The 16017-nt window shown below is 61.6% G+C and carries 15 protein-coding genes; 8 read left to right on the forward strand and 7 right to left on the reverse strand.

The window, feature by feature from the left end; all coding sequences use genetic code 11:
• Window positions 1-16: 16 nt before the first annotated feature.
• Window positions 17-1366 (forward strand): oxygen-independent coproporphyrinogen III oxidase, encoded by a 1350-nt coding sequence (gene hemN, locus AB4Z43_RS30195; protein ID WP_019860154.1) that lies wholly within the window; start codon window positions 17-19, stop codon window positions 1364-1366.
• A gap of 12 nt (window positions 1367-1378) precedes the next feature.
• On the opposite strand, the gene AB4Z43_RS30200 is transcribed toward hemN, so the two are convergent.
• On the reverse strand, window positions 1379-1666 hold the full coding sequence (locus AB4Z43_RS30200; RefSeq protein WP_236952284.1) for a potassium channel family protein: 288 nt from the start codon (window positions 1664-1666) through the stop codon (window positions 1379-1381).
• Window positions 1667-1690: 24 nt separating this feature from the next.
• Between AB4Z43_RS30200 and AB4Z43_RS30205 the strand changes: the two genes are divergently transcribed.
• The 5 genes from AB4Z43_RS30205 (at window position 1691) to AB4Z43_RS30225 (ending at window position 6407) form a co-directional block, all read left to right on the forward strand.
• Entirely contained in the window at window positions 1691-1957 is a 267-nt protein-coding gene (locus tag AB4Z43_RS30205; RefSeq protein ID WP_171880428.1) for a hypothetical protein, read from the forward strand.
• A 165-nt stretch (window positions 1958-2122) separates the two neighbouring features.
• The gene (locus tag AB4Z43_RS30210; RefSeq protein WP_064986495.1) at window positions 2123-2626 is read left to right on the forward strand and encodes a molybdopterin-dependent oxidoreductase; all 504 of its coding nucleotides are present in this window, start codon (window positions 2123-2125) and stop codon (window positions 2624-2626) included.
• Window positions 2623-4812 carry an ATP-binding protein gene (locus tag AB4Z43_RS30215; protein WP_441940415.1) on the forward strand — a complete coding sequence of 730 codons (2190 nt, stop codon included), beginning with the start codon at window positions 2623-2625 and terminating at the stop codon, window positions 4810-4812. The genes AB4Z43_RS30210 and AB4Z43_RS30215 overlap by 4 nt, the downstream gene beginning before the upstream one ends.
• 2 nt (window positions 4813-4814) lie before the next feature.
• A complete protein-coding gene (locus tag AB4Z43_RS30220) occupies window positions 4815-5888 on the forward strand; it encodes an HD domain-containing phosphohydrolase (RefSeq protein ID WP_019860150.1) in 1074 nt (357 codons plus the stop codon).
• Window positions 5889-6041: 153 nt separating this feature from the next.
• Window positions 6042-6407: a hypothetical protein gene (locus AB4Z43_RS30225; RefSeq protein ID WP_027047201.1), complete on the forward strand. Its 366-nt coding sequence runs from the start codon at window positions 6042-6044 to the stop codon at window positions 6405-6407.
• A 216-nt stretch (window positions 6408-6623) separates the two neighbouring features.
• Here the strand turns inward: AB4Z43_RS30225 and AB4Z43_RS30230 are convergent, their stop codons facing one another.
• From AB4Z43_RS30230 to AB4Z43_RS30240, 3 genes are all read right to left on the reverse strand, one after another.
• Window positions 6624-6962 (reverse strand): DUF779 domain-containing protein, encoded by a 339-nt coding sequence (locus tag AB4Z43_RS30230; RefSeq protein ID WP_019860148.1) that lies wholly within the window; start codon window positions 6960-6962, stop codon window positions 6624-6626.
• 67 nt (window positions 6963-7029) lie between these two features.
• Window positions 7030-8547, reverse strand: coding sequence for an aldehyde dehydrogenase (adh, locus tag AB4Z43_RS30235; protein ID WP_019860147.1), 1518 nt, complete (start codon window positions 8545-8547; stop codon window positions 7030-7032).
• A gap of 144 nt (window positions 8548-8691) precedes the next feature.
• Entirely contained in the window at window positions 8692-9654 is a 963-nt protein-coding gene (locus tag AB4Z43_RS30240; protein ID WP_019860146.1) for a GAF domain-containing protein, read from the reverse strand.
• Between the two features lie 467 nt (window positions 9655-10121).
• Between AB4Z43_RS30240 and AB4Z43_RS30245 the strand changes: the two genes are divergently transcribed.
• Window positions 10122-11279 (forward strand): aldo/keto reductase, encoded by a 1158-nt coding sequence (locus AB4Z43_RS30245; RefSeq protein WP_441940418.1) that lies wholly within the window; start codon window positions 10122-10124, stop codon window positions 11277-11279.
• Between the two features lie 95 nt (window positions 11280-11374).
• Entirely contained in the window at window positions 11375-12067 is a 693-nt protein-coding gene (locus AB4Z43_RS30250; protein WP_019860143.1) for a N5-glutamine methyltransferase family protein, read from the forward strand.
• A 54-nt stretch (window positions 12068-12121) separates the two neighbouring features.
• Here AB4Z43_RS30250 and AB4Z43_RS30255 read toward each other — a convergent pair whose 3' ends face one another.
• Genes AB4Z43_RS30255 through asnB form a run of 3 tightly spaced genes read right to left on the reverse strand, consistent with a single transcriptional unit; the run spans window position 12122 to window position 16014 of the window.
• Window positions 12122-12388 carry an acyl carrier protein gene (locus AB4Z43_RS30255; protein WP_019860142.1) on the reverse strand — a complete coding sequence of 89 codons (267 nt, stop codon included), beginning with the start codon at window positions 12386-12388 and terminating at the stop codon, window positions 12122-12124.
• A 55-nt stretch (window positions 12389-12443) separates the two neighbouring features.
• On the reverse strand, window positions 12444-13997 hold the full coding sequence (locus AB4Z43_RS30260; protein WP_441940421.1) for a class I adenylate-forming enzyme family protein: 1554 nt from the start codon (window positions 13995-13997) through the stop codon (window positions 12444-12446).
• Window positions 13987-16014 (reverse strand): asparagine synthase (glutamine-hydrolyzing), encoded by a 2028-nt coding sequence (asnB, locus tag AB4Z43_RS30265; RefSeq protein ID WP_441940423.1) that lies wholly within the window; start codon window positions 16012-16014, stop codon window positions 13987-13989. The genes AB4Z43_RS30260 and asnB overlap by 11 nt, the downstream gene beginning before the upstream one ends.
• Between the last annotated feature and the right edge of the window lie 3 nt (window positions 16015-16017).

A 16017-nucleotide genomic window follows, 5' to 3' on the forward strand; every position in this document is an offset into this window, starting at 1 on the left:
ACACAGGGAAAGCGACATGCAACCGGAAGTGGCCGCCAGGCTTGGCGAAAATGTACCGCGCTACACGAGCTATCCGACGGCGCCTCATTTCCACCCGGGGGTTGATGCGACTGTCTGTCGGACTTGGCTCGAAGCGCTCGAAAGCCATGACGAGATATCGCTCTATCTGCATATTCCCTACTGCGACAAGCTGTGCTGGTTCTGCGCATGCCACACCAAGCAGACCCGGCACTATCAGCCGGTGGCAAATTTTCTACACTCCTTGCATAGAGAGATCGAGACGATTGGCAGCCTCGTGCGCGGCAAGGGCCGGGTGCGCGCCATCCATTTCGGCGGCGGCTCGCCGACGATGCTGAAGCCCGAGGACATCCTGTCGCTGGGAAAAGCGCTGCGGGATCGTTTCGATGTGCTCGACGATGCCAGCCTCAGTGTCGAAATCGATCCCAGCGACATGGATGAGGCCCGGCTCGACGCCCTCTGCGCGATCGGCATGACGAGAGCGAGCCTCGGCGTTCAGGATTTCGATCCCAAGGTGCAGCAAGCCATCAATCGCGAGCAAAGCTTCCTGCTGACCAAGAGCGTGGTGGACGCCGTGCGGGCGCGTGGCGTGAATTCGGTGAACCTCGACCTGCTCTACGGACTGCCGCACCAGACCCTTGAGAGTGTTGCCCGGACCGTCGCCCAGGCGTTGACGTTGCAGCCCGACAGGCTAGCGCTGTTCGGCTATGCACATGTTCCCTGGTTCAAGAAACATCAGACCATGATCGACGAAGCATGGCTCCCCGATTCTGCCGGACGGTTGGCGCAATCGCAGCTCGCCGCCCGGCTGATCGTGGACGCCGGATACGAGGCCCTGGGCCTGGACCATTTCGCCAAGCCGGACGATACGCTCGCCATCTCGGCTCGCACCGGCAAGATACGTCGCAATTTCCAGGGCTATACAGAGGACAATTGCGAGACGCTGATCGGGCTCGGGCCGTCCGCGATCAGCCGGTACCGCCAGGGCTACGCCCAGAACATCGTCGCAACCGGCGCATACGAGAAGGCCGTGGATTCCGGACAGCTGGCAGTGGCGCGCGGCATCGAGCTCAGCGTCGACGATCTGGCGAGAGGCTGGATCATCGAGCGTCTGATGTGCCATTTCGCCTTCTCGGCCATCGAACTGGTCGAACGCTTCGGCGACGTCGGCCAGCGACTCCTGGCCCTAGCAAGTCGACTTGCGATCAGCGGCGGCGACCTGCTGCTTCGGCTCGACGGCGAAAACTTCGTCGTGCCGAAGGACAGCCGCCCGCTTGTCAGGACGGTGGCAGCGAAGTTCGACAAGTACCTCGAAGCCGGCACGGCCAGGCATTCAGTGGCGGTCTGAGCGCCTGTCCGGTCAGAAGTGCTCGCCGACCCTGAACGGGCCGATACGCGTTCCCGCCGCGATCAGATAAGCGGTCGACCAGCCGATCAGGAGAAACCCGTTCACGCCCTCGAGCGCCGCCAGGACGCGCCAGCCATGGGCGGGAACCACGTCCCCATATCCGACCGTCGAAAAGGTGATGGTGGAAAAATAAAGCGCGGTCTCGAAGTCAGGCAAGACGCCGAGTTCAAGATATACGCCGGCCCACAGCCACACCTCGGCCGTGATGACGGCAAAGAGCCCCATGACGACGCTGATCATCGCAATCACTCGGCTGCGCCGGCCATGCATGCGGAAGCGAGCCACGAGGTGCGCCATGGCGTGGGTGATCGCGATGAGGCCGAAGGTGTGGATGAGGACCGTCAGGCTGATGACGATCGTGCCGGCGAACAGATTTATGACCATATGCTGATCGTAGCGGCGCAGCGGCGCTTTGCATTGTGCAAGATCAAACCGATGGAGGCGGCCTTCTTCTGGGGCGCCGGCCAAGATCCGGCATTGCGCAAATATTTCGCGGTCGACTTTACCGAATTACAATCAGTCATCTGCTAAGGTACATCGATATCTCGGACGATCGCCGCCAGGCGAAGGCATGATGCCGCCCCGTCCGTGCCGGTTTGAGGCCGGCGGTTGCGCTCTTCACGCATGACTGCGGCGCCGGCGATGCGCCCTGTTTCGCCGCCGCGCCAATCGCGTCGGCTTCCGAAAGGCTATCCGATGAAAATCCTGATCGTGGCGGCGCTGCTGGGCGCACTGCCTCTCTCCAATGCCATGTGCGCCACGCTTGGAGCACCCAGGGGCGATGTCGTCCTGACGGTCACCGGTCACATCGACAACACCAACGCTGGAAACACCGCGACCTTTGACATTGCCATGCTGCAGGCACTTGCCGGCAGGCGGGCGATCATGGAAACCCCCTGGACCGAGGGCGCCACCGAGTTCGATGGGCCATATCTGAAGGCCGTCCTCGATGCCGCCGGCGCCCATGGCAAGACGCTGCGGGTCAAAGCCCTCAACGACTACGCGGCCGACGTTCCGGTCGAGGATGCCACCGACTATGAGACGATCCTTGCACTCAAGATGAACGGCAAGCCGATGTCGGTTCGCGACAAGGGGCCCCTCTTCATGATCTACCCGTTCGACAAGAACCACGAACTCTACAACGAGAAATACTTCTCGCGTTCGGTGTGGCAGATCAAGGAAATCGAGGTCGTCGATTGAAACCCGAGCTGATCGAGAGCCGGGAGGCCGTTCGGCGGGCCGGGAAGGCGACGCGATACCTGATCGCGGTCTCCGTGGGGCTGATGCTTGCGCTTGGGGGCGCCTTCGCCCATCTGGCCGCTAGGCAGAACACACTGCAGGATAGCATTCGCGAGGACGCCTTGTGGGCGGTCTACCAGCTGGATAGGGAAAGCCGGAGCCTCGCGCAGGCGATAGACCGGCTGACCAGCAAAAGCGCCGTCAGCGCCGAGGAGGTCAGGGCGCTCAATCTGCGCTATGACATCCTTTATTCGCGGCTCTCGATCCTCGACAATTCAAAATATGCCTCCTTCTTTGAAACCAACGAAACCTTCCGAGGCGTGCGTATGCAGGTGCGGGGTCTCGTCGTCGGACTTGAATCCGTCTTCGACCGCATAGCCGCCGACGGAGCGGTCGAGCATGCGACCTTGATCGGCGCCTCGGATACCCTTGTTCGCCTGCTGAAGGTCACGGAAGGCCTGCTCAGCTACACCAACGCCTCGGTTTCGGCCTCACGCGCCGATGCCCGCGACGAGGTGATGCGGCTGCAGCAGCTGTCGGCGCTGGTCGTCCTGGCGCTGGGCTGCTCGATCGGACTGCTGATCCTGAATCTCATGCGCCAGTTGCGCATCGTTCAGGTCACCAGCCGTCAGCTTGAGGCGACGGCGGACGAATTGTCGATGGCGTACCGTGCGGCCGAGGTTGGCAACCGCGCCAAGTCCGAATTCATGGCCACCGTCGGCCATGAGATCCGCACTCCACTCAATGCCATTCTCGGCATGTCCGAACTGCTCTCCCTTTCGCAACTCGCGCCGCGCGACATGGAGAGTGTGCGTATCATCACAAGCTCCGGCCAGGCCCTGCTCGAGGTCATCAATGAGATCCTCGACTTCGCCAAGATCGAACATGGCGACTTCGCCGCCGAAAGTGTTCCCTTCGACGCGCCGGCCATGTTGCGTGACGTCGCCAGGGTCATGGAGGGCAGGGCGGGCGAGCAGCGCGATCGCATCGAGATATCGAATGGCTGCGCGCATCATGGCGGATGGTACGTCAGCGATCCCACCCGGCTGCGGCGCGTGCTGCTCAATCTGTTGAGCAATGCGGTGAAATTCACCGAGAATGGCCTGATACGTCTCAGCATGGCGGAAAGCGAAGATGGGGCGCGGTTGCGCTTCCAGGTGTCCGACACCGGCATCGGAATCCCGCTGGAATCACGCCATCGCCTGTTCATGCCGTTCAGCCAGGTCGATGGCACGATCAGCAGACGCTTCGGGGGTACCGGCCTTGGGCTGGCCATCTGCAAGAAAGTGGTCGAGGGGCTTGGCGGCACGATCGGGGTCGACAGCAGCCTAGGGGTCGGGAGCTGCTTCTGGTTCGAGGTGCCGGCCAAGCGCAGCGATCCGCCCGTCGTCACCACGACGCGCGCCGTTGTGCTGCCATCATTCAACATCCTTGTGGTCGAGGACAATGCGGTGAACCGCGAGGTGGCGCAGCAGTTTCTCGAATTGCTGGGCCAACGCGCCGTTCTGGCCGCAGATGGCCGCGAAGGCGTTCGCCTGGCATCGGAATGGCAGTTCGATCTGATCCTCATGGACATGCAGATGCCGGTCATGGATGGGATCGAGGCCACCCGTACCATCAGGGCGGCGGGCCATAGGGTGCCGATCGTTGCGATGACGGCAAATGCGTCCGATGAAGATCGCAGACGCTGCATCGAGGCGGGCATGGACGGGTTCGAGGCCAAGCCGGTCACCATGGCGAGGCTCGGCCATCTGATTGACGGGCTCGCCGGAGCCGCCGGCCGAATGGCGCCTGTCATACCCCGCCTGGGCGGCGATGAAGCCGCTGACGGCGGAACTCCCATGGACCTGCGGACGCGCGAATTGATCGAGACTCTTGGACAGGATGCATTCCACAGATTGATGGATTCGTTTCTGGACGACTCCGCCGCGCTGCTTCGCGACCTGCATCGCGCAATGTCGAGCAGCGACCGGACGCTCGCCGACAGAACGCTCCATTCGCTCAAAGGCGCCGCTGCCAATCTGGGCCTGACGTCACTCGCGGCCTTGGCTGATGAGGGCCGCTGCCGACCACTCGACGTCAAGCTGACCAAGGATATCGAGCAGGAAGTTGCGCGGATCGACCGAAACGGCAGAAGGGCGGCGTAGTGATGAGCAACGAAAGCATCGGCATATTGATCGTCGAGGACAACCGCACCAACCGGATGCTGATGGAGATGCTGGTCGGCCAGATCCCGAACTGTGTTGTCACCAGCTATCCGGCGCCGGCGGATGTGCTGCGCGATCTGCCTTCGATCAGCTTCGACCTCGGCATCGTCGACTACCAGATGCCAGGCATCAACGGCATCGAGCTCATCGAACACATCCGCAGCGACCGACGGTTCGCCGACACGCCCTTCGTGATGGTGACGGCCGATGGCGACGCCAGCACGCGCATGGATGCCATCCATGCGGGCGCCATCGAATTTCTGCACAAGCCGATCGAGCCCGTGGAGTTCAAGGCTCGCACAAGAAACCTGGTGAGGCTGTGCGAGGCGCAGAAGGAGCTTGCCCACAGGGCGGAGTGGCTGAGGAGCGAGGTGGCAAAGGCCACGCTCGAACTGCGCCACCGCGAGGAAGAGATCATAAATCGCTTGACCCTCGCCGCCGGATACAAGGACCGGGAAACCGCCATGCACACGACCAGGATGGCGCACTACAGCGCCGTGCTAGCGAAACAGCTGGGATTTTCCCCCGAGCAATGCCGCGACATCCAGCTCGCGGCACCGATGCATGACATCGGCAAGGTGGGCATTCGCGATGCTATCCTCCTTAAACAGCAGAAGCTCAGCGATGCCGAGCGACAGCGGATGAACGAACACACACTGATCGGCAGCGCCATCCTCTCCGGATCGACATGCTCGCTGCTGAAACTGGCCGCCGAGATCGCTGAATCGCACCATGAGCGCTGGGACGGGGGTGGGTATCCAAACGGTCTCAAGGGCGAGGCAATTCCGCAGGTCGGACGCATCGCCGCGGTGGCCGATGTCTTCGATGCCCTCACCTCGGAGCGTCCTTACAAAGCCGCATGGCCTGTCGGCCGGGCATTCGACTACATCAAGGAACAATCCGAACGCCATTTCGACCCAGCCTGCGTCCAGGCACTGCTAGCGGCGTCCAAGGACATCCTCGAAGTGAAAGCCGCCTATCCAGACGATCCCGCCGAGAAGCGCTACATGGCTTGAAGTCGCATACAGGTGTCCAGCAACCGGGGCGCAGGTCTGCCAGTTCCCTCCTTGCCGGCTGCTTGATCCGACGCCTTTGCGCCAGATCAAAGCCCGACTGTCGTTTGTGTGCGAAACGCTCCGGAGAGGCGAGGGGGGAGCACACGCGACGTCATGTCTACCAACGGCATCAGCACAATGATCCATATGACGCTGGCCAGGGCCGTTCCCTATGTTACTGGCGCGCTGGCCGCCCATGGCTTCGACGTCGTGCAGTCCATTGGCATGAGGAGCCAAAAGCGGGCCGAAGACGGTTCCAGGATTTTCGGCTTCAGGGTGCTCGGAGTTTCCAATCGCGATATCGTCTTCCAAGGCGCCAACGGCACCGCCAACGCGATCTGGTGCAACGTGTTTCTGTCCGAGCACAGTGAAAACGCGGTCAAGGTCATGGCGGTGGATCCGCTGCCATCGGTAGCGGCGGCCGATCCATCGGCGATGAACATACGCCTGGCACTGTCCAAGGCTATACTAAGCCTTTAAGGCGCGACCGAGCCCGCAGATCTGCTTGGCGAACACCGTCTTCGTCCGAGAGTTGTCGATTTGCCCGCTGCTGTCGCAGGTGGCGGGTTCGGACTGGGAAGCCGCGCATGTGGGGACCGAAGCACGCGCCGCCTGCCGCCTGTCGGTTGTCCACGCGTCTGTTTTCTGGTGCGTCCTTTCACCGAGGCAAAGGGGAAGCAGCCCGATGCACCGACATCACATCTGAACGGCGCAGATCGTCGACCGCGTCAGGAATCGCTTCTCACGACCATTGTCGAGCGAGAACATGCCGCCGCGACCAGGCACCACGTCGATGATCAGATCGGTGTGCTTCCAGGCCTCGAATTGCGAAGCGCCGATGTAGAAGGGCGCGTCTTCGATGTGGCCGAGCAGTACATCGTGGTCGCCGACGATGAAGCCGGCGCGCGGATAGCACATGGGCGACGAGCCGTCGCAGCAGCCGCCGGATTGGTGGAACAGCACCGGCCCATGTTCGGCAACGATCTCCGCGATCAGTTCGATGGCGGCCGGCGTCGCCGTGACCTTTGCGTGCATGGTCTTTCCGATCTCCAGTCTTGGGCGCGGCCCCTCGCGGAGCCGCGCCTGTGCGACAAAGAGCCGATCAGAAGAAGCCGAGCTTCTTCGGGCTATAGCTGACCAGCATGTTCTTGGTCTGCTGATAATGGTCGAGCATCATCTTGTGCGTCTCGCGGCCGATGCCGGACTGCTTGTAACCGCCGAAGGCCGCATGCGCGGGATAGGCGTGGTAGCAGTTGGTCCAGACGCGGCCGGCCTGGATCGCGCGGCCGAAGCGATAGGCGCGGTTGCCGTCACGGGTCCAGACGCCGGCGCCGAGCCCGTAGAGCGTGTCGTTGGCAATGCTGAGCGCTTCGTCGTCGTCCTTGAAGGTCGTGACCGAAACCACCGGTCCGAAAATCTCTTCCTGGAAGATGCGCATCTTGTTGTGGCCCCTGAACACGGTCGGCTTGACGTAATAGCCGCCCGCCAGGTCGCCAGGCAGAACATTGCGAGCGCCGCCGGTCAGCACCTCGGCGCCTTCCTGGCGGCCGATGTCGATGTAGGACAGGATCTTTTCCAGCTGCTCGGACGAGGCCTGGGCGCCAATCATCGTCGCCGGGTCGAGCGGATCGCCCTGCACGATCGCTTCGACGCGCTTGAGGGCACGTTCCATGAACCTGTCGTAGATCGATTCATGGATGAGCGCACGGCTCGGGCAGGTGCAGACCTCACCCTGGTTCAGCGCGAACATGACGAAGCCTTCGATGGCCTTGTCGAAGAAATCGTCGTCCTCGGCGACAACGTCCTTGAAGAAGATGTTGGGCGACTTGCCGCCCAGTTCCAGTGTGACGGGGATGAGGTTCTGGCTGGCATACTGCATGATCAGCCGGCCCGTCGTGGTCTCGCCGGTAAAGGCGATCTTGGCGATGCGCGGCGACGACGCGAGTGGCTTGCCGGCCTCGAGGCCGAAGCCGTTGACGATGTTGAGCACGCCTGGCGGCAGCAGATCGCCGATAAGATCGGCCCAGAGCAGGATGGCGGCCGGTGTCTGCTCGGCGGGCTTCAGCACCACGCAGTTGCCGGCCGCAAGCGCGGGCGCAAGCTTCCAGCATGCCATCAGCAGCGGGAAGTTCCAGGGAATGATCTGGCCGACCACGCCGAGCGGCTCGTGGAAATGGTAGGCGACAGTGTCGTCGTCGATCTGCGAAAGGCTGCCTTCCTGGCCGCGCACGGCGCCGGCGAAATAGCGGAAATGGTCGATGGCCAGAGGCAGATCGGCCGCGGTCGTTTCCCGGATCGGTTTGCCGTTGTCCCAGGTTTCGGCGCAGGCGAGGAGATCGAGATTCTCCTCCATGCGGTCGGCGATGCGGTTGAGGATAAGCGACCGCTCGGCCACGCTGGTGCGTCCCCACGCGTCCTTGGCGGCATGGGCCGCATCCAGGGCCGCCTCGATGTCCTGGGCATCCGAGCGCGCCACCTCGCACAGCAGCTGGCCGTTCACCGGGGAGTGGTTATCGAAGTAGCGGCCGGAGCGAGGCTCGGTCCATTTGCCGCCGATGAAATTGCCGTAACGCTTGTCGAAAGGCGCCTTGACCGGGCGTGAGAATTCAACCTTGTTCATGTGTCTTCCTCCCAAAGCTGACGTCGCGGGATGCGACGCTTCGGAAGAGACTTGCGATTTATGCTGCCAATGTCACCGCCACGGAGACAGCGGGCGGGCGGGATGTGTCGCAGAATTGCGACAGTCCTTTGAGGTTTCGACTGGTCAGTGCGACCTGTGTACATCCAGGCGATTGAGCTTGCGGTGAAGCGTCGCGCGGCTGATGCCAAGCGCCTGGGCTGCGGCCGAGATATTTCCGTCTGCCCGCGCGAGCGCTCGCTGCAGAACACCGCGCTCCGCCTCGGCAAAGACTTCGGGGCCAGCCCAGCCGAGCAGATCGGCCGCGGGCATCGGCTTGTCGAGGCACTGCTGGGTAATTCCAAGCGCAAGGCGAGCCGACCGGGTCGCGCCGACCACCAAATCGTCGGTATCTACAGCGATTAGAGCGCCGGAGCCTTTGTCGGCCACCGGCGCCAGCAAAATGCGCGCCTTGGGGAATGCCATTTTGAAGTTTTCTGCTTCGATCCGACGCGCCGCGTCGATAACGGCCAGCGAAATAAGGTTGGCAAAAGCTTCGGTCAGGTCAGCACGGCAGGAAGACACATCAAGCGCTGCCACCAGATCTCCCTGGTGATCGTAGATCGGAGCCGTGGTGCAGCTGAGCCCCGTATTGCGCGTATGGAAATGCTGGTCGCGGTGGATCGTCAGCGCGCGCTGTTCGACCAGACAGGTGCCGATACCGTTGGTGCCCTCGCTTTGTTCGTTCCAGACGGAGCCAGTCCACAAACCCCAGGAATGAAACGTTTCGTCATCCACGGGCGCGCCGCGCCGTTCGACCGGCACGCCGTCACGATCGGCGAGGAGGACACAGCACCCGACGCCGCCCACCGCAAGATAGAGCCGGTCCAGACTCGATTGGGCAGCCCGGACGAGTGGTTCGATGCGTTGTCGGGCCTGCCCCAGCTCAGTCTCCGTGAGGTAGCGTGGGGAACTGCAGTCGGCTGGATCGAGCCGGTGCAAATTGGAAGACCGTCGCCAGGACGCGACCAGCGCGGATTTCGCCGCCGCGTCCGAAGCGATCGCGGCCTGAATGCGGTCGGCATGATGACCGGATAGGTCCTCGCCCATGCTTCCTCCCAAGACCAGTCTTTCCTTCAACTAAATCAGGCTTTCCTTCAGCTCCTGGAACATCGCTGCTTCAAGACAAGGTCGCGCTGGTGCCATACCAGATTCGGCTTTCAGTCATGACACTGTCAATTCGACAGAAGAACCAGAGGAGGAGTCATCGAACTGCGATATCCGGCCAAGCCATAGCCCTACTCGCCGAGAACACTCTTTGCTCCTAGGCGTCCATCAGGTGGTTCAAAATCTAGCACAAAGAACCGGGCATTCATTGATCGAGAGCAAAGATCTGCTCATTATGGCCTGGTCGCCGAAATTACCGCCAAGGCATACAGATAACTGCCCTGCAGACGTCGCTGATCGATACGGAACGATGCAGGAAGATTTCTGATCCCAATCCACGAAAAATCAACAGAATCAAAAATATAAATTTATATTCCGCGCCTGAAAATATCTTTCAGGAGTGAGTTCAAATGGAGAAGCATCTGGCCAAACTATGCATGAAGTCACCTGGGGTTGCGATCCGAAACCCGCAGATATGCCATTTCATGCCGCCTTTTAATTGGGGAAGGAGTCATGATTTTCTCACTTGTCTCTTGACAGAAAGAAGAAAAATCATTCGACTGAGAAAACGGCGGCTTGGGGTGCCGATATCAAAAAGAGGCTTCGCCATGAAGCGCGTCTTTGTCGAAGCTATCGGCAGCAAGGTTTCAAGTATCGGTTTTGGCTGCGCTTCGCTTGGCTCTCGCATCGGAGTTCGCAAGGGCATCGAGACCTTGGAACGCGCCTACGAAGCAGGGGTGACCTGGTACGACGTAGCGCCTTCTTATGGCGACGGCATGGCTGAATCGATCTGGGGTGAATTTGCGTCCAGGAAACGCGATCGCGTCTGTGTCTGCACCAAGGTTGGCATGCGCCCACCGAAGACCTCCGCCACCATGCGACTGCTGAAGCCGTTGTCGCGGATAGCTGTGGCGACGGTTCCGGCGCTTAAGCAGCATGCTTCAAGAGTGAGACCCACGCCTTTCAAGGTGCCGCTGTCTGCGGCGTTGATAACATCAAGTGTCGAGGAAAGCCTGGGGCGTCTTCGCACGGATTATGTCGATGTCCTCGCACTGCATCGTCCGACCGCCGAAGAGCTTGTTCGCGAGGATATCATCCGGGCCGTGGAGCGCGTGATTCAGGACGGGAAAGCCCGGGCCATCTCGGTCGCGGGGGATCTCGAGGCCGGAATGACGGCTCTCCAGGAATCGCTGCCTTATCGGTTCGTGCAGATTGCCAATACCCCGCTGGAGTCAAACCTCGCCAAGTTGAAGGCGCGCTCTCACCGGCACAGAACGTTCGTAACGCACGGGACATTCTCGGGCCTCAATCGAATCGTCGCGAAATTCAATGCGCGCAAGGAAATACTGGTCGCTCTTGGTGACCTCGGATACCACGGCAGTCCCACTGAAATTGCGATCGCATTTCTCGCCGATTACGCATTCGCAACGAATTCAGCCGGCGTCACCCTGGTCTCCATGTTCAAGAAGGAACACCTCGATTTCAATCTGCGGCGATTGAAGCACGATCCAACACCCGACCGCCTGAATGCCGCCATAGCCGCGCTCGACATGGGTGTGGAAGACTGATCGGCTGGCAGCTTGCCGGGTTATCCAACGACAGGTTTGACTGGCGCAGGAATGCCGAACAGCTATACTGGGAAGATCAAGCCAGTGGGGTCGCCATGAGCAAAGAGTTCAGTGTCGCCGACGCCTATGGTACGGGCCGCGCCATCTTCATGGGACTTGAGTTGCTCGTCGCGCCCGGTGCGCTCGTCCCCCGGCCAGAGACGGAATTGCTGGGCACGACGGCCCTTGGTGTTTTGCATCAAATGAACCTGCCGGCGCCGCGCATCGTCGATATGTGCTGCGGCACTGGCAATCTGGCGTGTGCCATCGCCCACCACATTCCCACCGCACGTGTCTGGGCGAGCGACCTCACCGATGGATGCGTCGACGTGGCGCGCCGCAACGCCGCCCATCACGGCATGGCTGACCGCGTTTCGGTGCTTCAGGGCGACTTGTTCGACGCTCTCTCGGGCCTCGGGCTCGACGGGACGATCGACGTGATCGTCTGCAATCCGCCCTACATTTCGGAAAAGCGGCTAGAGGGCGACCGAGCGCATCTGGTCGAACTCGAGCCGCGCGAAGCGTTCGCGGCCGGCCCTTACGGCCTGAGCATCCACATGCGGGTGATGAAGGACGCGCCACGATACTTGCGGCCTGGCGGCACCCTGCTCTTCGAGGTCGGCCTTGGCCAGGACCGGCAGGTGATGGGACTGCTGGAGCGCAGCAAGGCATACGAGAACATCCGCGCTGTGTCGAATGAAGCGGGCGAGGGCCGGGTGGTTCTGGGACAAGCCAAGGCGCAGGCATGAGCGTGCCGAAAGCCAGAGCAATTGCGCGAACCGGTCCGGGCTTTGCGCCGGCAATCAGTTCATCTTGCGGATGATGTATTGCTCGATCCCTTGAATGGAATCGAGGTTTTCAGGCAAGAGCTCGCTGTCTTCCACGATGATGCCAAAGGTCTCCTCGATGAAGCCGATAATCTCAAGCACTCCCGTCGAGTCGACGATGCCTTGATCGAGCAAGGACGTGTCGTTCATCAATGTCTTCACGTCGCTCACGTAGAAATTCGAAACCAGGAAACTGCGGATCTGCTCGCTGTAGATTCCGGTGCGGTCCTTGATCGTCAACATGAATTCGCCCTCTGTAAGACACCATAAATTAAGCGACCTCGTCCCCGAGCCCACCTCATGACAAAGCCGTTTTCTTGAGTTTGCCGGTATCCGTCATCGGCAGGCTGGCCACAACGACGATGGACTTCGGAACCATGAAGTTTTCTAGTCGTTTCTGGCATTCCATCTGCAGCTGTTTTTCGCCGATGGTTCTTCCATTCTCCATCACGACGAACGCCTTCACGGCCTGCCCAAGGAGTTCGTCGGGAACACCGATGACCGCTGCTTCCCGGACACCGGGAATATCCATAAGGGCGTTCTCGACTTCCTTCGGCGCCACCTTCTCGCCTCGCGACTTTATGATCTCGTCACCACGGCCGACGAAGTAGAGGTAGCCCTCCGCGTCCATCCGGCAGTAGTCGCCGGTGTATAGGACCTGCTCGCCGGGCAGCGGGCCGGGTTTGAGCTTCCTGGCCGTCGCTTCGGGCTTGCCCCAGTATCCCTTCATCACTGTCGCGCCGCGAATGACGAGCTGGCCKACGACGCCGGGGGCGACCCGCCTGTCATGTTCGTCAACGATCCACATTTCCGTATTCGGGATCGCAATCCCGACGCTCAACGGCTTTCGCGCGAGATCCTCCGGCGGCAAATAGGTGCAACGCTTGCATTCGGTGAGGCCGTACATCGAATAGATGCGTGCGCTCGAAAACAGTTCCCGAAGCATGAGAATATGCTTGAGAGGCAGGGCCGCCGCGGTGTTCGTGACGTAGCGAATGCTTGAGAAATCCTGGTCCTTGAGGGACTTGAGCTCGGAGAGCGCCGCAAAGATGGTCGGCACGCCGGGAAAACCCGTAACCCCCTCTTGCCTGATCAGCCCAAGGATCTGCGCCGGGAAGGCGAACGAACGTTCGAGCACCAGCCGGGCGCCGGTGCGAAACGCCATGATCATCTGGTACAGGCCGTAATCGAAGGCGAGGGGCAGGACATTGAGGATCACCTCCTCCTCGGCAAGCTCGAGGTAGGAAGCGATCGACGTGCATGCGGTCATCATGTTCCTGTGCGTCAGCATCACGCCCTTGGGTTCCCCTGTCGAGCCGGACGTGTAGATGATGGCGGCAAGATCGATATCGATGCAGCGCCGCACCGGCGGCGCGTCGCTTGCGGCGACCGCGATGTCCCAGCGTACGGCTTGCGGCAATCGGGAGAGTTCGTCGTCATCGATCGATCCGGAAACGATCGTCCGCAGAAGTGACGGGCAGCTGCGCGCCGGTTCGCGGAAGATCGAGTGCAGATGCGCATCCGTGATCAGCGCTGCGGGTCGGCAGTCGTTGAGCAGATAGTCAAGCTTGTCGCTCTTGGTCAGCGGGTTGACGATGCACACCACCGCATTCGCCTTGAGCACCGCCCAGAAGCTCACCACCGTCTCGACGGTGTTGTCGGCGAAGATCATCACGCGGTCGCCGCGTGCGACCCCTGATGCGGCCAAATCCGTGGCGACTGCATTGGCGCGCGCCTCGAGCTCGCCATAGGTGACACGTTGCTTGCCGCACACCAGCGCCACCTTGTCGCCGAGCCGGCCGGCGGAGTGGGCGAGGTAGTCATGCAGCAGGGGTACGGCATCATGCAACATGCAAGCACTCCTCCCGATGTTCGCGGTCGACGTCGACGCTGAGCCCACGCACGTGGGTTGCACTGGGACAGCTCGCGACAAACTGCTGGTGAAGGAGCTGGGTCGACAGCACGCCGACAAGCGCCATGTTGTCGGCATTGGAAAGATCACCGTCACCGGTCCTGGCCTGGCACTTGTCGAGCAGGCGTGTCACCGAAGCCGGATCGAAAACATTCGCCTTGCGTATAGCCGTCTCTGAAAGCGCTTCGCGAATGTACTCCGGTGCGGCGTCGGCAGCGAAGCAAAGCGCATTGGGTGCCCGGAATGGCTGCTTCTTGCGGGTTACGATCTCGGAGGGCACGATTGGCTCCGCCACGCGTTTCAGCACGTGCTTCTCATCAAGGACACGCAGCTTGTAGGAAGGCGGAAGTGAATTGGCGAGCCTCACAAGTTCATCGTCCAGGAATGGGAAGCGTCCCTCGACGGAGTTAGCCATCAGCATCCTGTCGCCCTGCGAGGAAAGCAGATAGCCCGACATCAACGTCTGGACCTCAAGATACTGGTCCTGCGCAAGAGGGCTCCAGCGCGAAAACGCCTCGGGCAGACGGCCAAGCAACTCCGACACGGCGTCGCGGCGCTGGGATTCGGCGCGCAGATCCGCGGAGAACAGACGCTTGATGGCGCCGGTGCTGCGCCAGCGCGTATCATGGGCAAAGCCGGGCGCCTCATAGGCCTCGATCCCGCGCCCGAAAAACTGGCGCGCCATCGCTTGCTGTTGCACCGGCGAGCGGGTGAGATACGGGTAAAGCCGCTCCAGGAGGCGTGAGCGTCGTGTCGACGTCGGCTGGCGTCCCCAGAATCGGCGGACCTTGGCTTCGCGGAACAGGTCGTAGCCGGCGAACATTTCGTCGGCACCCTCGCCGGTCAGCACGACCTTGATGCCACGCTCGCGCACCAGCCTCGACAGCAGGAACAGCGGCGCCGGGGCGGTCCTCAGTATCGGGCGCTCGGTGTGGTAGATCACCTCAGGAAAGATTGCCGCGATATCGCCGCGCGAAACCACCACCTCGTGGTGTTCGCTGCCGGTTGCTTCGGCAACCAGCCGCTGGAAGCGGGTCTCGTCATATTCGGCGTCGGCAAAACGCAAGGAGAAGGTCTGGAAGCGTCGGCCGGCGAAGCGCCTTCCCAGTGTCGCCACAAGCGAGCTGTCCAGCCCTCCCGAGAGGTAACACCCCACAGGCACGTCGGCGCGCACCATTCGAAGTGCCGTCGCGGCTTCGAGGGCGCCACGCACGCGGTCCACCGCGTCATCGCACGACCCGGTGAACTCGCCCTGCAGCACTCCGAAATTCTCGGGGTAGGAAGGCTGCCAAAAGACCTGCTCGCGAACAGTGCCATCCTGGTAGATGCGGACATGCCCGGGCACGAGCTCGTGGATTCCCTGAAATACCCCCTGCGGTGGAACGACCGTCCAGAGCGTGAAAGTCTGATCGAGGCCGGCAGGATCAAACGCGCGGGGGATGGTTGGATCAGCGGCGAAAATGGCCTTCACTTCACTGGCGAAATAAAGGCGGCCCGCATGCTCACAAAAATGCAGGGGGCAAATGCCGAACCGGTCGCGCGACAGGACGAGACGACCTGCTATTGAGTCCCAGATTGCGATCGCCCATTGGCCGTTCATCCGCTCGAAGGCCGCTTCGCCCCACGCGCGATACGCATGCAGCGCGACCTCGGTGTCGCTGCGGGTTCGGAAGCGGTGGCCGAGCGCAATCAGCTTTTCCCGCAGCTCGACATAGTTGAATATCTCGCCGTTGAACACGATCCAGGTCGTATCGCCTGTGTCCGCAAGCGGCTGCTGGCCGCTGGAAAGATCGACGACGGACAGGCGGGCATGCGCCAGCCCCGCGCGTTTGTCCCGGTAAAGGCCGCGCTCGTCCGGACCTCTGTGCGAGAGCGTGCCCACCATTCTCATCAGCGCCTCGCGTGAAGGAGAAGCCGCCGCGGCGTTCAGGGCCACAATTCCAGCGATGCCGCACATTCC

It is taken from the genome of Mesorhizobium sp. 2RAF45 (genome assembly GCF_052115225.1).
Taxonomy (GTDB): Bacteria; Pseudomonadota; Alphaproteobacteria; order Rhizobiales; family Rhizobiaceae; genus Mesorhizobium; species Mesorhizobium jarvisii.